At 47.1% G+C, this 19690-nt stretch carries 25 protein-coding genes; 8 read left to right on the top strand and 17 right to left on the bottom strand.

Annotated features, from left to right (window positions below; all coding sequences use genetic code 11):
• Positions 1 to 110: 110 nt before the first annotated feature.
• The 4 genes from bfr to H6995_14185 all read right to left on the bottom strand — a co-directional run bounded on the left by bfr (position 111) and on the right by H6995_14185 (position 3195).
• Positions 111 to 575 carry a bacterioferritin gene (gene bfr / locus H6995_14200; protein MCP5216152.1) on the bottom strand — a complete coding sequence of 155 codons (465 nt, stop codon included), beginning with the start codon at positions 573 to 575 and terminating at the stop codon, positions 111 to 113.
• Positions 576 to 816: 241 nt separating this feature from the next.
• Positions 817 to 1017 (bottom strand): (2Fe-2S)-binding protein, encoded by a 201-nt coding sequence (locus H6995_14195; GenBank protein ID MCP5216151.1) that lies wholly within the window; start codon positions 1015 to 1017, stop codon positions 817 to 819.
• Between the two features lie 57 nt (positions 1018 to 1074).
• Positions 1075 to 2469, bottom strand: coding sequence for a HAMP domain-containing protein (locus tag H6995_14190; protein ID MCP5216150.1), 1395 nt, complete (start codon positions 2467 to 2469; stop codon positions 1075 to 1077).
• 9 nt (positions 2470 to 2478) lie between these two features.
• Positions 2479 to 3195: a response regulator transcription factor gene (locus tag H6995_14185; protein MCP5216149.1), complete on the bottom strand. Its 717-nt coding sequence runs from the start codon at positions 3193 to 3195 to the stop codon at positions 2479 to 2481.
• A gap of 171 nt (positions 3196 to 3366) precedes the next feature.
• On the opposite strand from H6995_14185, the gene H6995_14180 reads away from it, so the two are divergent.
• From H6995_14180 to H6995_14170, 3 genes are all read left to right on the top strand, one after another.
• Positions 3367 to 3846, top strand: coding sequence for a Spy/CpxP family protein refolding chaperone (locus tag H6995_14180; GenBank protein ID MCP5216148.1), 480 nt, complete (start codon positions 3367 to 3369; stop codon positions 3844 to 3846).
• A 157-nt stretch (positions 3847 to 4003) separates the two neighbouring features.
• The gene (locus H6995_14175) at positions 4004 to 4492 is read left to right on the top strand and encodes a histidine phosphatase family protein (protein ID MCP5216147.1); all 489 of its coding nucleotides are present in this window, start codon (positions 4004 to 4006) and stop codon (positions 4490 to 4492) included.
• A gap of 226 nt (positions 4493 to 4718) precedes the next feature.
• Complete coding sequence (locus H6995_14170) at positions 4719 to 6872, top strand: TonB-dependent receptor (GenBank protein MCP5216146.1); 2154 nt, start codon at positions 4719 to 4721, stop codon at positions 6870 to 6872.
• A 143-nt stretch (positions 6873 to 7015) separates the two neighbouring features.
• On the opposite strand, the gene H6995_14165 is transcribed toward H6995_14170, so the two are convergent.
• The 7 genes from H6995_14165 to H6995_14135 all read right to left on the bottom strand — a co-directional run bounded on the left by H6995_14165 (position 7016) and on the right by H6995_14135 (position 12350).
• The gene (locus tag H6995_14165; GenBank protein ID MCP5216145.1) at positions 7016 to 7261 is read right to left on the bottom strand and encodes a flagellar biosynthesis protein FlgE; all 246 of its coding nucleotides are present in this window, start codon (positions 7259 to 7261) and stop codon (positions 7016 to 7018) included.
• 97 nt (positions 7262 to 7358) lie between these two features.
• Complete coding sequence (bioD, locus tag H6995_14160) at positions 7359 to 8063, bottom strand: dethiobiotin synthase (GenBank protein MCP5216144.1); 705 nt, start codon at positions 8061 to 8063, stop codon at positions 7359 to 7361.
• Positions 8064 to 8078: 15 nt separating this feature from the next.
• Positions 8079 to 8876 carry a malonyl-ACP O-methyltransferase BioC gene (bioC, locus tag H6995_14155; GenBank protein MCP5216143.1) on the bottom strand — a complete coding sequence of 266 codons (798 nt, stop codon included), beginning with the start codon at positions 8874 to 8876 and terminating at the stop codon, positions 8079 to 8081.
• The gene (bioH, locus tag H6995_14150) at positions 8869 to 9675 is read right to left on the bottom strand and encodes a pimeloyl-ACP methyl ester esterase BioH (protein ID MCP5216142.1); all 807 of its coding nucleotides are present in this window, start codon (positions 9673 to 9675) and stop codon (positions 8869 to 8871) included. Before bioH ends, bioC begins: the two co-directional genes overlap by 8 nt.
• Entirely contained in the window at positions 9668 to 10837 is a 1170-nt protein-coding gene (gene bioF / locus H6995_14145; GenBank protein ID MCP5216141.1) for an 8-amino-7-oxononanoate synthase, read from the bottom strand. Before bioF ends, bioH begins: the two co-directional genes overlap by 8 nt.
• 17 nt (positions 10838 to 10854) lie before the next feature.
• A complete protein-coding gene (bioB, locus tag H6995_14140) occupies positions 10855 to 11913 on the bottom strand; it encodes a biotin synthase BioB (protein MCP5216140.1) in 1059 nt (352 codons plus the stop codon).
• A gap of 185 nt (positions 11914 to 12098) precedes the next feature.
• Complete coding sequence (locus H6995_14135; GenBank protein MCP5216139.1) at positions 12099 to 12350, bottom strand: hypothetical protein; 252 nt, start codon at positions 12348 to 12350, stop codon at positions 12099 to 12101.
• A 266-nt stretch (positions 12351 to 12616) separates the two neighbouring features.
• On the opposite strand from H6995_14135, the gene H6995_14130 reads away from it, so the two are divergent.
• From H6995_14130 to H6995_14110, 5 genes are all read left to right on the top strand, one after another.
• Positions 12617 to 13336 (top strand): ComF family protein, encoded by a 720-nt coding sequence (locus H6995_14130; protein MCP5216138.1) that lies wholly within the window; start codon positions 12617 to 12619, stop codon positions 13334 to 13336.
• 58 nt (positions 13337 to 13394) lie between these two features.
• Entirely contained in the window at positions 13395 to 13775 is a 381-nt protein-coding gene (locus H6995_14125) for a hypothetical protein (GenBank protein ID MCP5216137.1), read from the top strand.
• Positions 13776 to 13788: 13 nt separating this feature from the next.
• Positions 13789 to 15492, top strand: coding sequence for an NAD-binding protein (locus H6995_14120; GenBank protein ID MCP5216136.1), 1704 nt, complete (start codon positions 13789 to 13791; stop codon positions 15490 to 15492).
• A 118-nt stretch (positions 15493 to 15610) separates the two neighbouring features.
• The gene (locus tag H6995_14115) at positions 15611 to 16342 is read left to right on the top strand and encodes a glutathione peroxidase (GenBank protein MCP5216135.1); all 732 of its coding nucleotides are present in this window, start codon (positions 15611 to 15613) and stop codon (positions 16340 to 16342) included.
• Between the two features lie 108 nt (positions 16343 to 16450).
• Positions 16451 to 16852 (top strand): PPOX class F420-dependent oxidoreductase, encoded by a 402-nt coding sequence (locus H6995_14110; protein ID MCP5216134.1) that lies wholly within the window; start codon positions 16451 to 16453, stop codon positions 16850 to 16852.
• Positions 16853 to 17074: 222 nt separating this feature from the next.
• Here the strand turns inward: H6995_14110 and H6995_14105 are convergent, their stop codons facing one another.
• The 6 genes from H6995_14105 to H6995_14080 all read right to left on the bottom strand — a co-directional run bounded on the left by H6995_14105 (position 17075) and on the right by H6995_14080 (position 19547).
• A complete protein-coding gene (locus H6995_14105; protein ID MCP5216133.1) occupies positions 17075 to 17281 on the bottom strand; it encodes a cold-shock protein in 207 nt (68 codons plus the stop codon).
• A 250-nt stretch (positions 17282 to 17531) separates the two neighbouring features.
• On the bottom strand, positions 17532 to 17972 hold the full coding sequence (locus H6995_14100; GenBank protein MCP5216132.1) for a DUF3106 domain-containing protein: 441 nt from the start codon (positions 17970 to 17972) through the stop codon (positions 17532 to 17534).
• On the bottom strand, positions 17965 to 18180 hold the full coding sequence (locus tag H6995_14095; protein ID MCP5216131.1) for a hypothetical protein: 216 nt from the start codon (positions 18178 to 18180) through the stop codon (positions 17965 to 17967). Before H6995_14095 ends, H6995_14100 begins: the two co-directional genes overlap by 8 nt.
• Entirely contained in the window at positions 18170 to 18541 is a 372-nt protein-coding gene (locus H6995_14090; GenBank protein MCP5216130.1) for a hypothetical protein, read from the bottom strand. The genes H6995_14095 and H6995_14090 overlap by 11 nt, the downstream gene beginning before the upstream one ends.
• Positions 18538 to 19065 carry an RNA polymerase sigma factor gene (locus H6995_14085; protein ID MCP5216129.1) on the bottom strand — a complete coding sequence of 176 codons (528 nt, stop codon included), beginning with the start codon at positions 19063 to 19065 and terminating at the stop codon, positions 18538 to 18540. The genes H6995_14090 and H6995_14085 overlap by 4 nt, the downstream gene beginning before the upstream one ends.
• 65 nt (positions 19066 to 19130) lie before the next feature.
• A complete protein-coding gene (locus H6995_14080) occupies positions 19131 to 19547 on the bottom strand; it encodes a hypothetical protein (protein ID MCP5216128.1) in 417 nt (138 codons plus the stop codon).
• Between the last annotated feature and the right edge of the window lie 143 nt (positions 19548 to 19690).

Raw genomic sequence — 19690 nt, 5'->3', positions numbered from 1 at the left:
GGAGAACACCTCTTCATGGTAAAAAATGGCGAACGTTACCCCAGCTATGCTGGATTTTCAAGTAGCCAGCAGCAGTTCTAGACCGCTCGTTTTTGTAGTAGCACAGTCCGTTAAATCATCGATTGTTGGTAGTTTTCCAAGCCCACTTTTTCAATGAGCCCCAATTGAGTCTCTAACCAATCGATGTGCTCTTCTTCGCTTTCCAAAATATCCTGAAATAAATCACGCGAAACATAATCGGTATTCGATTCGCAATAAGCGACGGCTTCGCGTAACAGGGGTACCGCTTCCATTTCCAATTTTAAATCGCACTTCAACATTTCATGGGTATTTTGTCCGATATACAGCTTGCCTAAATCCTGTAGATTAGGCAGCCCTTCAAGAAAGAGAATTCTCGATATCAACTGATCGGCATGCTTCATTTCGTCGATAGACTCGTGATATTCCTTCTCATTAAGTTTTTCCAGGCCCCAATCTTTGTACATGCGGGCATGCAAAAAATACTGATTGATTGCGGTTAATTCGTTTTTAAGCGCTTTATTTAAAAATTGAATAACTTTCTTATCTCCCTTCATAGGAGGCTCCTTTCAGTCAAGTGACAATAGCAGTGTTGCTGACAGTGTAACCTGTCGTTTAAATATTTTGAATTCAGGAATTAAGCGCGTATCTAAAAAATCAGGTTTTTGTGAGTGCAACGAAGTATCCTGCAAGCACTGAGCTGATGCAGCTGTCGCGAAAAAGACAGTATTTATGGAATGCCTTAATGAGAGTAGGCAAATATCGAGCTTATTGGAATTGGATAGATAAAGGAAAAAATTATGCGGCGGAGTAGGCCAAGGACATTACTCTGGATTCAGCTTTATACTCTTGAATAACTTCCTTCGCGGACTGACAGCAGCGGCCACACTGGGAGCCGACGCCCAGACTTTTGCTAATATCCCGTAAATTTCGAGCACCTTGATCCATCTCATCCATTATGTCGCGATCAGTAATACCCTTGCATAGACAAACGTACATTATCAATTCCTTTAGCCGCTTAGCTGTAAACAATAAAACGAATGATAATGATTCCTATTAAGATTGTAAAGTACTATTTTCCCCCGGAAGTATCATTTCCATAATTAACCCTCCCTCTGGTGCGTTATGCGCGAAAATTTCACCACCGTGCAATTTAATCGCTCTCTGTGCAATGGCTAGGCCTAACCCATACCCGCCACTGGCGCGGTCACGCGCTTCGGCTTCACGGTAGAAGGGCTCAAATATTTGCAGTAATGCCGACTTGGATACGCCTGCGCCGAAATCACGTACACTTATTTTCAAGTCCTTTCCTTGAGCCTCTGATGTTACTTCAACGTTGGATTTTTCCGGCGAATAGCGCATGGCATTGCGGACAATATTTTCTAACGCGCTATGGATTAACTCAGCATTGGCAATCATGGTAAATGGGACGCTGGCAGTAAGAACCACGCCCTTGTTTTGGGGCTCTGCCTCATAATTAGCGTCTTCTACCACTTGCTGTAGCAGTCCCTGAATATCAACACGCTCTTTGTTAACGTTAGCACCATTCGTGGTCAAGCGCACCAGCGAAAGAACCTGACCAATAAGCTCATCCAGCCGATTCGCTTCTTTTTCAATGCGATCATGGTCTAGCTTGCCTCGATCTCCGTCGGATTTTCTTGCCAGCTCAAGCGCCACCAGTAATCTCGCCAGTGGTGAGCGCAGTTCATGAGAAACATCTCTTAGCATCCTCTTTTGCGCCGAAACCAGCTCCTCAATATGTTCCGCCATACGGTCAAATTCACGACCAAGATCACCTAGCTCATCACGTCTTGCCGTGACCTTTGGCTCAACCCGCGCGCTAAGGTCCCCTTTTGCTATCTGCTGTGTTGCGGTTTGAAGCTGACGGATGGGAGAAGTGATGTTTCTCGCCATCCACAAGCTAATCAGTCCAGTGACGGCCAGCGATACGGCTAGTAGAACGCCGCTAAAAGGAGGGGGACCAAAGCGCCAAACGCCCGGCCCAAAGCCGGGCTTATAGTTACGGGCTATCCGAACAAACCAAAATTGCGCACCATTATTCCCGGAAACTGGCTGTACGACCGCACGATGGCGCCCCATTACAAGCTCGAAACGCTCCTCTTGAACTTTCAATTCAGACTCAATTTGTTGTGGCAATACTCGCCCTAAAACATCCTGTCGATGAGCATTAATCAGGAAGGTTGAGTTGATGTGCCGATTGTGGTGCTGCATCAACCAGCCTCGAAACCCCTCAGTTCCCTGAGTTTCAAACAGGGTTACTGCCACTGCCGCTTGATGTTTATCACTCAGCTCGCGTCTTACATTGACATGATCGCGATCTAAAAGCAGGCTGACGGTAAAGGTAGTGGCGACCATAATCAAAATCATCGCCGCCCAGATAGAAAGAAAAATTTTCCAGAAAATTGTATTGAGTTTTAATTTATACGGCATAGTTGGTGTTCAAGTTTCATTTGAATCAAGCGGTTTAAGCGGCAACACGAAGATATAGCCAACACCTCGTACCGATTGAATGCGCGGCTCTCCATCTGAGTAGGGCCCAAGTTTTCTACGGATGTTGCTGACATGCATGTCGATGCTGCGATCATACTGAGTCAGCTTTCGTTCTAACACCGCCTCGGTTAATTGCTTTTTGCTGATGACCTCCCCCCTGTGCTCCAGCATTTCCTTCAACAGGTTAAACTCAGTGCTGGTCAAACCAAGGTCGCGGTTCTGACACAGTGCTTTGCGTGAAGCGGGGAACAATTCAATATCCGCCACTTTAAGCACTGAGTCCATGCCCTGATCTGCAATGGCAGGCGTAGCGCGGCGTAGGATTGCTCGAATCCGTGCGACCAGCTCTCGTGGGTTACAGGGTTTCGACAAATAATCATCCGCCCCCATTTCCAGGCCAACGATACGATCTATATCGTCACCGCGTGCGGTCAGCATCAAAATTGGCGTTTGCTGTTGCTGCCTTACTTCCCGCAGTGCTTCAAATCCGTTCATTTTAGGCATCATCACGTCGAGAATCACCAATTGAAATGATTCCTGCAAAATACAGGCAACAGCCGCTTCGCCATCGTGTACCGCTTCGACGACAAAGCCTTCTGAAACAAGGTATTCACTGAGCAGCTCGCACAGCTCAACATCATCATCCGCTAATAAAATTCGTGCCATAGTCTTGTTCAACGTTTAATCATTCTGTGATTTAAGCCTCTCTGGTTTGTGAGTAACAGACTATTTACACAACTTTACACTGCCTTGACCCAACTTTGCAGAGCATCCTGTAATCTCTCAACTGTCGTATTAGACATTTCAGTGATAATTTAACTACGGAGATATATAGCCATGAAACACACTCGACATTTATGCAGCATGTCACTACTTGCCACAATTTTATGCTTCAGCAGTCCTATCTTCGCCCAGGGTAATATGGATGGCAAACCGGACTGTGGTCATGAAAGAGGCTGGTTTAAAGGTAAGCGCCATGACGGCGGACCAATCGGTCACTTCAAGCATATGCTTAATCGTCTTGAGCTATCCGATAAGCAGCATGAAGAAATCAAGTCTATCATCGACAACGCTACCCCCGGTTTCCGCGACCTGATGACTGAAATGAAAAATCAAAAAACCGCTATGCACGAGCTAACACTTCAGGATGACTTCAACCCTGAAGCAATTGGCGCCGCAGCGGATAGCCAAGCGCAATTAATGAAGAAAATGATGCTGACCAGTGCGCAATTAAAAGCCGATATTTTTGCGAAACTAACACCCGAGCAACGAAAGGATCTAAAGCAGCACATGCAAAAAAGACGGCATCGCTTTTAATGGGCAACTTTGCAATGGCGCAGTAGTCACTGCGCCTCAATTAATATAGCGGCAGTCTAATGGCTGCTGAGCAACAACCAGTCCGAATTCATCGAGCGCGCGGTTGCGAGGTGTGTAACAATGTTCGACGGTTTTAATCGCAACTCGGGCATACAGAATGAAACAACTGACGCTTATTCGACATGCGCATGCAGATCAGCATATTGGTCTCAGCGATTTTGAGCGTCCATTGAATGCCAAGGGTGAATTCACTGCCCGGGCTATGGGTAGGGTTTTACGTGATCACCCGATACCCTTTGAGCAGATCTTTGCTAGCCCGGCCAAACGCGCGCTGAGCACCGCCAAACTGATTTGCAAAGCAATTCACTTGCCCGAACAAAAGATTGTCGTTGACCCCTTGCTCTACACTTTCGACGATACTGTTCTATTAGGTTTTATTGAGGCGCTCGACGACCGCATCGATAACCTAGCGATAGTTGGCCATAACCCCGCGCTAACCCTGTTGCTTGGCGAGCTCACCCGCTCACCTCTAAATAATTTGCCCCCTTGTGCTATCGCTCAGATGGAGTTGTCGATAACCAATTGGTTTGAGATTCGCTCCGGTTGCGGCAGATTGCTCCGCCTAGAATTACCGCAAAGCATTTAAATTCTGGGTTTAGTCTTTTCCCAAAAGACACCGGTTGGAAGAAATACCGCACGTTCCATCATCATTCTTAGGTTTTATTGATCTGAGTCACAAGATTTATCTTGCTTAAATGATAATGCTTTTGATAATTATTCTCATTTGTTTTAATATTCCCACATCTTCTAACCCTAGTAGCAAAGTGTTTCAACTGCGCGTTTTTTAGCCTATGTATTTGGAGTAATGAGAAATGATCAAGCTAACCACCCTCACCTGTGCCGTGTTATTAGCCAATGTATCGAGTGCCGATGACATTCGACTCGAAGAAGTCACCATCATCGGTAGTCCGGCTGATGCACAGGAGCTGCCTGGGTCTGCCTATGTGGTTAGCGAGACTGAATTACAAAAATTTGAATATACCGATATCAACCGTATGGTTCGCCAGGTTCCAGGAGTTTATCTACAGGAAGAGGATGGTTTTGGGCTACGCCCCAATATAGGTATTCGTGGCACGGGATCAGAACGATCTGACAAAATCACTCTACTCGAAGATGGCGTTTTAATTGCCCCCGCTCCCTATTCGGCTCCATCGGCTTATTACTTTCCTACTGCTGGCCGTATGAGCAGCGTCGAAGTACTTAAAGGCGCCAACATTTTACACCAGGGCCCTTCAACGGTAGGCGGTATCGTCAACCTCATCTCCACACGGATACCCAATGGCTCTGTCGGTGAAATCAATCTGGAAGCGGGGGAGTACGGAAGTAACCGAGTTAGCGCGCATTATGGTAGCAGCGGCGAAAATTGGGGCTGGCTGGTAGAAACGCACCAACAGGAAAGTGATGGGTTTAAAGATATTGATAACAGCAGCAAAGACAGCGGTTTCGAGATTGAGGATTATGTCATCAAAGCCCGCATTAACAGCGATAACGATGCCGCTGTATACCAGCAATTGGATTTTAAATACCAGTATTCGGAAGAAACTTCTGACGAAACTTATGTCGGCCTAACGGATGCCGATTTCAATGCCGACGAAAATCGTCGCTACGCCCTCACCGAATTAGATGAAATGAAAACCCGCCATTCCGGGGCTAATCTACGCTATATGGTGAAATTTAACGATAACCTTAGCCTTACCACCACCGCCTACTATAATCGCTTTAAGCGCGATTGGTTTAAAGTCGACAAAGTGGATGGTGGCAGCTTCGACAGTCTCATTGGTTCAGCAAATAGTGGTGACTTGGCTGCACAGTCGATTTTAGAGGGAATGACTGATGCCAGCGTAGACATCAAACACAACAACCGGGAATATCTCAGTAAAGGTCTACAATTTGTTGCTAACTGGACCATTTCGCAGCATCAGCTAGAAGCCGGTGTTCGTTACCATGAAGACGATGTAGATCGCTTTCAACCGACAGAAGTGTTTAATCAAACCAATGGCAAACTGGTATTTAGCGGCATTAATAGCCCTAGTTCGAGCAATAACCGGGTCGAGTCGGCCGAGGCTGTTGCGCTGCACCTTATGGATGTTTGGCATGTTAGTGACGCACTGGCGTTAACACTGGGGTTACGCCATGAAAATATTGAAACGCAACAAAAGCGCTACGCGGATGTACAACGTAGCGCTAGCAGCATTACGGCAAGTAACGATGTTGAAGAAACACTCTGGAGTTTTGGCGCCACTTACGACCTGAACGACCAATGGCAGTTATTGGCAGGAGCTCACTCTGGCTTTGCTCCTGCGTCCGCCGACTCTAACGAGAATGTTGACCCGGAAAAAAGCACCAACTATGAAGCGGGTACGCGTTATCAAGGTGAAAGGCTGAGTGCTTCAGCCATCGCCTTCTACAGCGATTACGAAAGCACGGTACTCAACTGCACTGCGGCGTTTCCCTGCGGCGCGCAAACGAGCGGGTCACAAAGCCTTGGCAAATCAGAAATCAAAGGCCTTGAGCTAATGCTGAATACCACACTTTATACCAGTACAAGCTTCAGTGTACCGCTGATGGTCAGTTATACCTACACTGACGCTGAAATTACTGATGCAGACGACAATGGTTCTCTCCAAGACGGCGATGTCTTGCGCTATGTGCCGGAAAACGTACTAAATGCCCAACTGGGGCTGGAATTTAATTCCGGCTGGAGCACTTATTTGAATGCTAGCTATACCGATGAAATGTGCCACAACAACAGCTGCGACCGTGCGGGGGTGGACGATAACCTGTTAAAGACAGACGAACTGCTGGTTTTCGATCTGGTCACGCAATATCCATTAAATAATGTGACAAATCTTTACTTAAAAATAGATAACCTGTTAGATGATCAAGATATTGTCGCACGCAGCCCTGGCGGGGCTCGCCCGAACAAACCTCGCACTGCCATTATCGGCGTGAAATTTAGCTTTTAATTTCTGGATACCAGGAATAAAAACGGAGTCCTAGTGACTCCGTTTTTATTTATCCTTCAGATTATTTCAACGAGCAAAAAAAACGATCGGTCAGGCCGATCGTAAGTTTCGAGGAGGGAGGAAAAATTCGTTGTACTTACCAGTTAAACTCGCACATCAATTAAGGTTCCTAAGACTTCGTCTGCGGTTGCTATAACCTTAGTTGCTGCTAGCGTGGCTAACTCTTGCGCCTTTAAATCCACCATAGATTGCGTTAAATCGATAGTAGTATCCAAATTTTCTGGCTGCACGGTTCCTGTTTGTGCAATGTCACTGGCAATTTCTTGCATATTTTCAAGGCCGCGGCTAATACCTGAAAGGCCTATCTGAATCGGTGACATAAGGTTCATAACAACCCGCTTTTTACGAAAATTTGTCTTGGCGCAAATTTAAGTCTAGGACAGATTTTAGGAATGGCAATTATAAATCAAAATATATTACTGACTTTCAGAGATAACTAATCTCCAAATAGGGGGCGATTTGGAGCGGATCAGGATCTTCAAAATAGGGTAAATAACCTAAGAAAGGCGCTTCCATCCGATCTCTTAGTGCCAATAAACTATCACCTAAACCAGGCATATTGTCGGCTGTTGTACAGTTTGCAACCCAGCCGGCGACCTGTAGTCCATCAGCGCGGATAGCCTCTGCAGTGAGCAGACCATGATTAATACAACCCAGGCGCATCGCCACCACAATGATAACCGGCACATTTAACGCCTTAACCAAATCGGACATATATTGCTCTTCATTCAGTGGTACCCGCCAACCACCGGCACCCTCGATTAGCATCACATCCGCATCATTGGTCATGGCTTGGCAATGTTGTGCCAACTCATCAATGTCGATATTGAGGTCGATTTCTGCCGCCGCAATGTGCGGGGCAATGGCGGGTTCCAGGGCAATGGGATTAATATCTTCGTAACTCAACTGCACCGACATATGGCTCTGTAGCTCCAGTGCATCATCATTGACCGGGCCTTGGTCGGTCATTTCGCAGCCAGCAGCGACAGGTTTCAGTGCAACGCTGGTCAGATTTGCTTTATTCACCGCCTCTAATAGTGCTGAGCAAACCAGGGTTTTTCCAACACCGGTATCAGTGCCAGTGATAAAATAAGTCCGAGTAATCTTTTTCTTTTTACTAAACAGGCCCATCGGCTTTTCTCCTCGTTATTTGGCGCTTTTATTAAGAACAAAATAGTAGACTTGGTAGGTTGCTGGCAGCATATCTTGATCGTCACGATAGACTTCATAGGCTTGCAGTAATTTTTGGATGCTGCTTCTGCCGGTTAATCCGACACGTCTGCCACGATTGAGATTATGTGCACCCAAGGATTTCAGTTCACCTGTCAAACCCCTTAATTGCTGATATTGAGTGACTATTTGCTCTTCCTGTGCGGTACCGATAAAGCCCGCGGCATGGATTGCGGATTGAATTTCCTGCAAGCCTAAAAAGTGATTCACATGAACATAGTCATCAACCTGACGCCAGGCGGTTTTAAGCTCGCACAGTGTTTGCGGCCCCAAGGTTGAAAAGGCAAAACAACCGCCTGGTCGCAATACTCGCATGGCTTCCGCCATTATTCTTGATAGGTCGCTACACCATTGTAATGCGAGGTTTGAGAAAATCATGCACAGACTGCCATCGCGCAATGGCAAAGATTCCGCATCCGCACAACACCAACGCATATTCGGCAAATCACTTTGCCGCTTGGCATAATCAATCATGCCCTGCGCCATATCCAGCCCAAGAATTTGCTCCGCCTGAAACATATCCTGTAAATGAGGCGCAAAATAACCCGTACCGCAACCAAGGTCCAACACTGTACGGTGGTTTCCCTCAGGTGCTAACTCGAGCAACCTATACCCGATGCGGCGTTGCAGTCCCGCTACTGCATCGTAACTGGTCGCGGCTTGACTAAAGGAATGTGCGATATCCAGTTTAGTGGCCGTATCAAAACTATTCACTGAGGCCACCAGAGACTGAGAACGCGTTGATTATTGCTAATAAATGACTCGCATCAGATATCCAGGGGATATGCGATGCCCCCGTTATAATCTTAATTGCAGCTTGAGGGTTCAAACCTTGACTCAGATGGGCCGCTGCAAGCGGAACCAGAGCATCTTTCTCACCAAAAATATGACATTGTGGTGCTTTAATTTCCGCTATCACCCTGCGCAAATCCAACTCACTCAGCAACACTAGGCTTGCCATTAAGTGCTCTGGCGTGGGTGCATTTTGTAGTAGTGGTTTCAATAAACGCAAATCTGCCCGAGATGAAGCTGCACCTTGCGTTACCAGCCCCGCAAAACGATTTAACGTTGTTTGTGGATGTGCAGACAGTGCGCTGACGAAATCTGTAAATACCTGATGCGGCATGGCATTTGGCCAATCTTGATTAGCCACAAAAACGGGATTGCTCGCAATAGTCAACACAGCTTTGACCCCTTCAGGTTGGAATTTAGCATAGTGAGCCGCCAACATTCCGCCTAGCGACCAACCACACCAGATTGCTGGTTCACTGACTTCCAAAGCAAATTCTGCCATCAGCGAATTCAAATCCCATGTCTTGCTTTCCGCTGTCTTAGCTCTGCCATACCCCGGCAGATCGATCAGATAGAGATAAAAGGATTGTTGCAGCGGTTCCAGCAACGGCTGCCAGACATCTGAATCAAACCCCCAGCCATGCACCAATACCAATGCCGGACGTTTCTGGTTACCCAGGCGGCGAATGACGATATTACGCTTAGTTACCGGATTACTCACGATTCAGCTTCGCCTTACCTAGCGCATCGAGCAGTTGCTCAACCTGGTCGCTGCTGTGTGCTGCGCTCAAGGTTACCCGCAACCGCGCCGTGCCTGCAGGGACCGTTGGCGGTCTTATCGCTGTTACTAACACACCCTGCACCTTAAGCGCTTCACTCATCGCCAGTGCTTCTGCGGAAGACCCCACCAATACTGGCTGAATAGGCGATTGCGACGTCATTAAGCTCAGGCCTCTGGCCTGCGCCCCACGACGAAACATAGTAATTAACTGCACCAAGTGCTCGCGTCTCCAGCTATCCTGCTCCACCAATTTCAGACTAACCAGGGTCGCCGCCGCAACTGCTGGCGGTAGCGCGGTGGTGTAGATGTAAGTGCGCGCCTGCTGTATCAGGGTTTCTATTAAGACCTCACTACCGGCGACAAAAGCCCCTGCCGTACCAAAACTCTTACCGAGCGTACCGACTAACACCTGAACATCTTCTTGGTTAACGCCAAAGTGTTCACAGACACCTCTGCCTTTTTTCCCCACACAACCCAAACCATGGGCATCATCTATCATTAACCAAGCATTTTGTTTTTTTGCTGTCGCGAGTAACTGCGGCAACGGAGCCAGGTCGCCGTCCATGCTGAATACACCATCGCTAATAATCAGTTTGCGGTTGGCTGCAAACTTCTCAAGTCTGCTGGAAAGCTCTTCCATATCGCCGTGACGATAACGCTGGAAATTGGCTCGGCTGAGTATGCCCGCATCTAATAAAGAAGCATGATTTAAACGATCCTCGAAAACGCCATCGCCCTTACCTAACAGCGAAGTAACCGCTCCCAGGTTTGCCATATAGCCGGTTGAAAATAGTAATGCTCGCGGGCGTCCTGTAAATTCAGCTAATGCTTCTTCAAGCTGATAATGATAGTGGCTATGCCCGTTAACCAAGTGTGATGCCCCACTGCCGACACCGTAATCTTGAGCGCCTCGTTGAAAAGCGCTGATAACATCAGGATGGTTTGCCAAACCCAAATAATCATTACTGCAAAAATTCAGGAACTTTTTCCCGGCAATAATAATTTCCGCCCCTTGCGGGCTTTGCGTGACTAAGCGCGTGCGGTAGAGGTGCTCTTGTTTTCTGCGGGCCAAATCAGCCGCGAGCGTGGCAAAACCTTTCATAGTTTAGGTGGCAAAGGCTAGCGCGTTGCATCATAAAACAGTGCAGCCTCCTGCGAGGCTCGCAATGCACTTAATATCGCAGTATTTTCAGCACCCTCTTCATGGGACTGTTGCAACTGTTCGGGTTCAATGCCCAGTTTGTTAAATAAAGTTCTGTCCTTATCCGCTTCTGGATTTGCGGTGGTAAGCAATTTATCGCCATAAAAAATGGAATTAGCCCCTGCCAAAAAGCATAGCGCCTGCATTTGCTCATTCATATTTTCACGGCCCGCTGACAAGCGAACGTGCGAAGCAGGCATCAGTATGCGGGCAACCGCAATGGTGCGAACAAAATCAAAGGGCTCCAAATCATCGACCTGATCCAATGGTGTGCCTTCAACTTTCACCAACAGGTTGATGGGCACGCTTTCTGGGTGCTGTGGCATATTCGCCAGCTGCTGTAACAAACCGACACGATCCTTGAGTTCTTCACCCATGCCCATAATGCCGCCACAACAGACTTTCATCCCAGCACTGCGGACATTCTCCAGTGTATCCAATCGATCTTTGTAGCTTCTAGTGGAGACGATATCGCCGTAGAATTCCGGCGAGGTATCTAGGTTATGGTTGTAGTAATCCAGTCCGGCAGCGGAAAGCTCCTGTGCCTGATCACCACTGAGCATCCCCAGAGTCATGCAGGTTTCCATACCCAAAGATTTCACCTGTTTGATCATTTCCGTGACGTAGGGCATATCCTTTTGAGTGGGTGATCGCCATGCGGCCCCCATACAAAAACGGCTAGCGCCCTTTTCCTTGGCGGCACGCGCTTCCGTGACAACTTTTTCAACCTCAAGCAGCTTTTCCTTGTCCAGACCAGTATTGTAATGGCCGCTTTGTGGGCAGTATTTACAGTCTTCCGGACAAGCGCCAGTTTTAATCGATAACAACGTGCTTACTTGAACTTGATTGGGGTTGAAATGCTGGCGATGTACCCATTGTGCCTGAAACATTAAATCATTAAAGGGCAGGGTGAAAAGCGCGCCAATTTCTGCGGTTGTCCAATCATGACGGGGTGCAGTTTGGGTGGGTAAATTCATTGCATTGTCCTGTAAATTGCAGCGTGGTTTGGCAAAGAAGGACAATACTAGCAGTAGGCATTATTCTGTCAACCAAGATTTTTGGTTGGGTTGACTACTGTTTATTATTTAACCTATCCTGATTTCGTGTTATGCGCTCCGGTGACAGATCAAGCGCCATAAGGCGCCCCTGGCATAATGTACTTTCAGGGTGATCCTTCGGAGCCAGTTGTTATCGGCATCTCAATCAACGCAGGGGCGTCTTGATCTAGTGCGTGCGCTAACATGGTTCGTAGTGCGCTCGGCGAATCGGCACGATAACCTGTAACATCGAAGGATTCCGACAGCTTAATAAAATCAGGATTATGCAACAATGAACCATGTAAACGGTCAGTGTAAAAACGTTGCTGATTACGCCGGACATTTTCATAGACACCATTATTAAACGCTACCGTCACAAGATTACTGCCATGTTGCGCCGCCCCGTGGCCAGCTCTTGAACTCCAAAAGCTTGAAAGTACTGATTCCTAGGCAGGTTATTGATGATCCCCCAGCTCCGATCAACCTAGTCCGGATGTTCTGGCTTCATCAGGTAGAAGCATAAACGGGTTACCGTCGGCTGATTAATTCGAGGCTCTCGTTGAGTTATTTTTGTCTGAGACCGGGATATAATGCGCTACTGCGATACCATTCGAGTTTCGCCCAAACGCCAAGGAGCGGCGCCATGAAACACCCATTATCAACTAATCTGTTCCATCTTTTGCCAAATTATTGCACCCTTTGTGGTGAAAAAATTATCAATGCAAACAAATCGCTCTGCCAAGCCTGCCAGGAACAATTACCCTGGCTTGGCAAGGGTTGTCTCTATTGCAGTCTTCCTGTCACTGACGCACAGATAAGAGAGGCTATCTGCGGGCACTGTCAACAGTCACCACCACCTTTTCAGCATAGTTATTGTCTATTTCGCTATGGTTATCCGATCGATCAGCTGATAAGCCAATTAAAATTCAATCAACAGTTGGCGATTGGGAAATTACTCGGACAATTGATGGCGGAGTTTGTTTGCGCTCAGAGTCGTTTAGAGGCATTACCCGAAGCGATTATCCCAATGCCACTGCATAAGCGGCGCTTGCGCCAGCGTGGATTTAATCAGGCCTACGAAATTGCGGCAATTTGCGCCAAAAAACTGAATATCCCACTACCACATGGCGTTTGTCATCGAATTAAAGATACGCCCCCTCAACTTGGTCTGGATGCTAAGACCAGACGACGTAATTTGTGTCACGCTTTTCGTATTGATAAAACCTTTAAATTCCGCTCGGTAGCCATTGTTGATGACGTTATGACCACCGGTAGCAGTATGCGTGAAATCAGCAGTGAATTATTGCAAGCGGGGGTCGAACACATAGAATTGTGGTGTATTGCCAGAACAACCATTGAATAGTGGCTGGTTTTCTTCATAATGGCTGGCGCAACAATAAAAATATAAGGTGGAGCCCCGGATGAATAGCGAAAAAGTCGTATTTGCCTTCTTTATTGTGTTAGCCCTAACCCTCAACTTTGGTTTCTTTTTGGGCGACATTGACAACCCTGATCATCACAATGTTTATGAGCTTTATGCGGCGATTGTCGTCAGCATCATTGCTACCATTATGAAATTTGGTGATCGTACGCATGTCGGTGCCGTACTGCTGGCAACTAGCTTCGTCGCAGATTTACAACTGGTTGCTGGCGCTATTGTCTGGGCGGTAGCCACGAACATGGATATAGGGCTCAGTTCTCACATGATGGCCAGCATTGTCTCGCTTTCAGCGGGTGCTCTTCTTGCCAATATTACCTCCGTGATTCTGTTGATTCTGGAAACTATTATGGTTCGTCATTAGGCTGGTTAAGTCCATGCAGCACGTTTATTATCTTCTCCTGCGGCGGCTGCGAACGCCTATCATCACGATAATTGTGGTGTATGCGATATCCGTTCTCGGCTTTACGTTAATTCCAGGGCAGGACGATCAAGGCAATCCCTGGCGCATGGACTTTTTTCATGCTTTTTATTTCGTTAGTTTCATGGGTTCAACTATTGGTTTTGGTGAAATTCCTTTTCCTTTCACTGCGGGACAAAGGGCTTGGACCATTGCTACGATCTATGCCTGTGTTATCTCCTGGCTTTATGGTATCGGCACCATCTTTACACTGTTTCAGGATAGTAACTATCAGCGTCTGATTAAACGTACCAACTTTGCCCGTCGAGTTGCTCGAATCTATGAGCCCTTTTATTTAGTCTGTGGTTATGGCATCACTGGTAACCGATTGATACACCAACTGGATTCGTTAGGAATCAGGACGGTTGTCATTGACATCAATCAACGCCTGATTGATGAGCTGGAAGCTGACAAAATAGCACTCTCCGTGCCAGCACTTTGTGCTGACGCTTCCGACCCTAATGTGTTGAATTTGGCTGGTATACAAAATCCACTCTGTGTTGGTGTGCTGGCGCTGACCAATGACGATCATGCCAATCTGCAAATCGCTATCGATAGTAAACTCTTTAGCCCTCAGCGCCTGGTGATTAGTCGAACCCAATCGAAAGAAACTACGGCGAATCTGGGCTCCTTCGGTACCGATCATATTATCGACCCCTTCACCATTTTTGCTGATCACCTGTTACTTACGCTACAAGCGCCTTATAAACACTTGATTCATGACCTCATTGTTAACCCACACCATCGTGCATTGGCGGTACCCGATCAAAACACTTTGGGACGTTGGGTAATTTGTGGATATGGTCGCTTTGGTCAAGCGCTTGAGGAAGAGTTTAAAAAACATAAGATCGAGATAACTTTTATTGATGTGAATCTGGAGCAACGTAACGCTCCGGAGGGAACCATCCTGGGTCTTGGCACCGAGGCGGATACGTTACGCGAGGCGGGGATAGAAAACGCTATAGGCATCATTGCTGGTACGCCCGATGATGCCAATAATTTATCCATCATTATTACCGCCCGTGATATTAAACCTGATCTGATTACTGTGGTACGACAAAATAGTGGCGCCAACAAACCAATTTTTAGGGCGGCAGAAGTCAATATGATCATGGAATCAGGACATATTATCGCCAATGAAATTTTCATGCTCATACGCACACCGCTCCTGGTCGATTTTTTTGAATTGGTACGCGAATATGACGAAGACTGGGCTCGTGCATTGTTTTTACGAATTACCAATACCCTGAATGGGCAGTTGATGAGCGCCTGGACTTTTCATGTTAACCAGGACGGAAGTCCAGCCGCCTATGCTTTATTAGCGCAAAATGAGGAAGTGAAACTTTCCTATTTATGCCGCGACCCGCGCGACCGCGATGAGTCGCTGGCGACTATTCCGTTACTTATAAAACGTGGCGTTGAGCGAATTATGCTTCCCGACCCCGTTACTCCGTTGCAGCTGGATGATCAAATTCTCTTCTGCGGTCAAAAACAAGCCAAGGCCTTTATGGAGTGGAGCGTCTCGAATCACAACACACTGCGCTACATTAAAACCGGCAAGGAAGGCCCTGACGGCTTGCTTTGGCGCTGGTTAAGTAAACACAAACAGCAGAGAGCCTGAAGGCCGTACTTATGCGATTGTATTTATCTATCACATGCATAAAAATCATTAATTTTAACTAGTCAATAAGACCTGTCATAGTAAACTTTCAAAGTTTTTAACTCTCGGAGATTATTAGATGCTTACTAACAAAGAAGGTCAAAGTGTACCTAAAGTCACCTTTCGCACCCGTGCCAACAACGACTGGGTGAATATCACCAGCGATGAGTTGTTTGCGGGTAAAACCGTTGTTGTATTCTCATTACCTGGTGCATTCACGCCTACCTGCTCATCGACACATTTACCCAGATATAACGAACTGGCGAAAACCTTTTATGCAAATGGTGTCGATGACATTGTTTGTATATCGGTAAATGATGGTTTCGTGATGGAAGCCTGGCAAAAGGATCAACATGCGGAAAACGTTAAAATTATACCCGATGGTAACGGAGAATTTACCGACGGTATGGGTATGCTGGTTGATAAAAACGATCTTGGTTTCGGCAAACGTTCCTGGCGCTATTCCATGCTGGTCAAAGATGGTGTCGTTGAAAAAATGTTCATTGAGCCGGAAAAACCTGGTGACCCCTTCGAGGTTTCCGATGCCGACACTATGCTTAACTACATAAATTGTAATGCCGAGAAACCAGAGTTTATTACGCTTTTCACTAAGGAGGGTTGCGGTCACTGCACTCGCGCCAAGCAATTGTTACAAGCGCATGGCATGGACTATGAAGAGGTAAAATTAGGTAACGGCATAACCACCCGCAGTCTGCGCGCGGTATCTGGAAATGCGACAACACCCCAGGTATTTATCGGTGGCAAGCTAATTGGCAGTGCCGATGATTTAGAGTCGTATTTTAAATCATAGTGCGAATTAGGCGTTGAGGGAGGAAGCAGAAAATTAGCTTCGATCAGCAGCGCCTTAACTTTTGGGAAACTGCCCTTCCAAGCAATCAAAGAGACGCGAGGAGAAACAATGAGCATTCCAATACCTAAGTCACACCTGGATTTACTTGAAGGTCCTATATACGTGCAATTAGCGACTCATATGAAGGATGGCTCGATACAGGTCAATCCGGTCTGGTGTAGCTACGATGGCGAACATATTTTAATCAATTCAGCGCTTGGCAGGATCAAAGACAAAAATATGCAGGCCAACCCCATGGTTACTGTTTTTGCGGGCGATCCGAGTAATCCCTACCGCTGGCTGGAAGTGCGTGGCGTAGTTGTGGAGATCACCCAGGATGGCGCTGACGCGCATATTGATGATCTAGCGGAACTCTATCTGGGACAACGTCCTTACCCGTTCCGTGAGGACGGTGAGGTTCGAATGATCTATAAAATCCAGCCACAAAGAGTACAACCCTTTGCCATGTAGGAAAAAGCTGATACTAAGGCCAAAAGATGGGAAATAGGTGTGAGCGTCAACACCCGCTAAATCAAGCTATCAATTTTTCCAGAACAGGCATTAATTCAGAGATGGCGCCGTAACGCCCAAAGAAACCGTGCTATCTTGCCCTGGAAGGCACGCCTTCCTTATTAGTTTCGGTTTCTTTGTTTGTTATCTGGAGGCGCTCACTCGCGCCAACCTTAAATACGACTATACCGGAACCACATTATTTGCACATGGCCCTTTCTGACCTTGGCCAATTTCAAACTCAACTTCTTGACCGTCATTTAGGGTCGCATAGCCGCCGCCACTTTTAATTTCTGAATGGTGTACAAAAAGATCTTTACCTCCATCCGCTGGAGTGATGAACCCGTAACCCTTGTCTGCATTGAACCACTTCACTGTACCTTTACTCATTTCTTACTATCCTATTTAAATGGAAGCTACATATTACTACGATAATGACTTTTTTAATAAAATAAATAAGGTGACTGGTGATATTGGTGCTGAATATCTTCAGATAAAGAGTAATAGCGGGCTGTGAGCAGCTAAAAAGTAATACCTTGTTTTTATTGCGACGGCTGCAAACAAAGCATTTCAAAAGCCACCATCACATGCAGTGCCTGTACCATCGACGCTCTGCTATAGGCAGTTAACGCGCTCTAAATTAATCCCTGGACAACACTTTTCGTTTTTGCTGTGGCGTCATGGTGCGCCACTTTCTTTGTAACTGTTCGCGCTGTTGTTGATCGAGTTGTTTAAAGCGTTCACGCGCTTTGATTACGCGGCGCTGCTGCTGTGGTGTCAGTTTCTTGAACTCTTGATAGCGTTTGCGAAGCTGTTCCCGTTTTTCCTCCGGTAGCGACTGCCAGTGTTTGAAGCGCTTATAGGCGGCTTTACGCTTGGCGGCTGGCATTGCAGCCAGGCGTTTTGCGCCTTTTTGCAGGCGCTCCTGTTTTTCTGTCGGTAATTGCGCCCAATTTTCAGAGAACCTTTGCAGTAACCGCTGTTCCTGTTTAGATAATTGCTCCCAAGTGACACCGGTATTGGCATGCAGCCAACTACTGCTCAGCAGCAGAAGCGCTAATAAACCTATCAGTTTATTCATCGAAATCCGCCTCGTCTGGATTTTTAGTTTTGCTCATATCCTCTTTGGGAATCTTCATTTTCTCAATCTCATCTGGGGGTATCCAGTCGCCATCTGAGGTCTCCCAGCCACCCATAAACTCGATAAAATCCGCGAAGTCTGTGTCAGACTTTGCCAGCGCAATACCGCCAAACAGTAGCAAGATGCAAGGCCAGAGGTTATACCTCATTGACGCTCGATTCCTGCTGCTCCAACCAGAGATAAAAATCCAGATCTTCATAAAGCTCGATACTGTCATCATCGAACAGTAGGTCGATATCAGCGACGCCTTGCACCATTTCCGGTGATATATCATTCTCGCCGGGCCATACCAGTAACAGCGCTATCAACAGCGTTGTCGCAGTCGCCAAACCGCCAACCCAAATGGTATTGGGCTTAAACCATCGTTGTTTACTTTCTAACGCGTTCAGTGCGTGGACGCGGGCTTGACGCAACGCTGATAAGGTCGCCGTATCCAATTCGCTCGCTTGCTGGTCCAGCGACTGTTTTAGCTGTTTCACCAATGGGTCATTTGGATCTTTCTCTGTCATGGCGCATAACCCTCCAATGCATACTTTAATGCTTCACGTGCGCGTGAATAATGTGTTTTCACGCTGCCCTTCGAACAACTCATCACAATCGCCGTCTCCTCTTCACTGAGTCCCTCCCAGGCACGTAATAAAAAAGCCTGTTGCTGTCGCAGGGGTAACTTCTCCAGGGTGTTATTCAAGGCCTGCCTGCTGCGTTCATTACCCAGGTCGTGGCTCGGCTCCAAAGTGGTTTGATCGGCAAACCTTGCTAAGGGGTCTTCATCCTCTTCCTCACCGAAGCCCAGTTTATCTAGCCAGACGCGCCAACGGTTACGCACTTTGTTACGACGATACCAGTCACGAATGCGACTTTGCAAAATTTTGAAAAATAGGCAGCGCCACTCCTGCTCGGGTTTGTCGGCATACAGCTGTACCAATTTGAGCATCGCATCCTGAACGATGTCGAGCGCCTCTTCCCTGTGTCCCACCGCCATTTTGGCGATACTATAGGCACGGCGCTCCACCGATTCTAAAAATTGATCCATTGCCTGTCGTCTGTCCAGCCTTAATTCCTCTTATGGGCATGGCTCTGTGCCGCTGTTACGATGGCTTAACTTTTATTTTTGCGCCGGTCAATGTGACGCTGCACACGTTCACCTTTGCGATCCATGTGACCATCAATGCGGTCACCCTGGCGATCTAGCTTACGGTTAATTCGGTCTCCTTTGCGATCCAAGTGAGCTTCCGCTCGATCACCCCGCCGCTCTAACCGATCCGCCAGCTTGTCTTTACCCTTCGCCTCTGCACGCTCTGCTTTACGATGAAAACGCTCTTCAACGCGATCGCCTTTGCGATCCAAGCGATTATCAATGTGATCACCCTTTCTGTCCAGGTGACGCTCGATGCGGTCACCCTGTCTATCGAAATGATCTTCAACCCGTTCGCTCGCATTTCCGGTGCTGGCTAGCGTCGGTATCATCAAGACTAGGGCTGGTACAAACAGTATTTTCTTAGTGATATTTTCCATGTGGTTGTCCTCTGTGTAGTGAAGAAATTTGCGTCTTACTCTTTCTAAACGCAAACCGGTGAAGAAGGTTGACAGAGATTGTTAATTTCATTGTAAGTCGGAACCGGGTATCCTTTTTCTCTTCATGTGAGAGCGGAGAGCGT

Source organism: Pseudomonadales bacterium (assembly GCA_024234615.1).
In the GTDB taxonomy this organism is placed as follows: Bacteria; Pseudomonadota; Gammaproteobacteria; order Pseudomonadales; family IMCC2047; genus JAJFKB01.
Note: the sequence above shows the minus strand (reverse complement) of the source record. Positions and strands in the feature narration are given on the sequence as shown.

What these genes read in the sequence shown, in the direction of transcription:
- bioD (MCP5216144.1), bottom strand. Translation starts at nt 8,063, where the DNA reads ATGGGCCTGTTTAGTAAAAAGAAAAAGATTACTCGGACTTATTTTATC.
- H6995_14080 (MCP5216128.1), bottom strand. Translation starts at nt 19,547, where the DNA reads ATGGAAAATATCACTAAGAAAATACTGTTTGTACCAGCCCTAGTCTTG.
- H6995_14100 (MCP5216132.1), bottom strand. Translation starts at nt 17,972, where the DNA reads ATGAATAAACTGATAGGTTTATTAGCGCTTCTGCTGCTGAGCAGTAGT.
- H6995_14110 (MCP5216134.1), top strand. Translation starts at nt 16,451, where the DNA reads ATGAGCATTCCAATACCTAAGTCACACCTGGATTTACTTGAAGGTCCT.
- bioF (MCP5216141.1), bottom strand. Translation starts at nt 10,837, where the DNA reads ATGAAAGGTTTTGCCACGCTCGCGGCTGATTTGGCCCGCAGAAAACAA.
- H6995_14085 (MCP5216129.1), bottom strand. Translation starts at nt 19,065, where the DNA reads ATGGATCAATTTTTAGAATCGGTGGAGCGCCGTGCCTATAGTATCGCC.
- H6995_14105 (MCP5216133.1), bottom strand. Translation starts at nt 17,281, where the DNA reads ATGAGTAAAGGTACAGTGAAGTGGTTCAATGCAGACAAGGGTTACGGG.
- H6995_14115 (MCP5216135.1), top strand. Translation starts at nt 15,611, where the DNA reads ATGCTTACTAACAAAGAAGGTCAAAGTGTACCTAAAGTCACCTTTCGC.
- H6995_14180 (MCP5216148.1), top strand. Translation starts at nt 3,367, where the DNA reads ATGAAACACACTCGACATTTATGCAGCATGTCACTACTTGCCACAATT.
- bioB (MCP5216140.1), bottom strand. Translation starts at nt 11,913, where the DNA reads ATGAATTTACCCACCCAAACTGCACCCCGTCATGATTGGACAACCGCA.
- H6995_14165 (MCP5216145.1), bottom strand. Translation starts at nt 7,261, where the DNA reads ATGAACCTTATGTCACCGATTCAGATAGGCCTTTCAGGTATTAGCCGC.
- H6995_14095 (MCP5216131.1), bottom strand. Translation starts at nt 18,180, where the DNA reads ATGAGGTATAACCTCTGGCCTTGCATCTTGCTACTGTTTGGCGGTATT.
- H6995_14120 (MCP5216136.1), top strand. Translation starts at nt 13,789, where the DNA reads ATGCAGCACGTTTATTATCTTCTCCTGCGGCGGCTGCGAACGCCTATC.
- H6995_14125 (MCP5216137.1), top strand. Translation starts at nt 13,395, where the DNA reads ATGAATAGCGAAAAAGTCGTATTTGCCTTCTTTATTGTGTTAGCCCTA.
- H6995_14175 (MCP5216147.1), top strand. Translation starts at nt 4,004, where the DNA reads ATGAAACAACTGACGCTTATTCGACATGCGCATGCAGATCAGCATATT.
- H6995_14130 (MCP5216138.1), top strand. Translation starts at nt 12,617, where the DNA reads ATGAAACACCCATTATCAACTAATCTGTTCCATCTTTTGCCAAATTAT.
- bfr (MCP5216152.1), bottom strand. Translation starts at nt 575, where the DNA reads ATGAAGGGAGATAAGAAAGTTATTCAATTTTTAAATAAAGCGCTTAAA.
- H6995_14090 (MCP5216130.1), bottom strand. Translation starts at nt 18,541, where the DNA reads ATGACAGAGAAAGATCCAAATGACCCATTGGTGAAACAGCTAAAACAG.
- H6995_14195 (MCP5216151.1), bottom strand. Translation starts at nt 1,017, where the DNA reads ATGTACGTTTGTCTATGCAAGGGTATTACTGATCGCGACATAATGGAT.
- H6995_14185 (MCP5216149.1), bottom strand. Translation starts at nt 3,195, where the DNA reads ATGGCACGAATTTTATTAGCGGATGATGATGTTGAGCTGTGCGAGCTG.
- H6995_14170 (MCP5216146.1), top strand. Translation starts at nt 4,719, where the DNA reads ATGATCAAGCTAACCACCCTCACCTGTGCCGTGTTATTAGCCAATGTA.
- H6995_14190 (MCP5216150.1), bottom strand. Translation starts at nt 2,469, where the DNA reads ATGCCGTATAAATTAAAACTCAATACAATTTTCTGGAAAATTTTTCTT.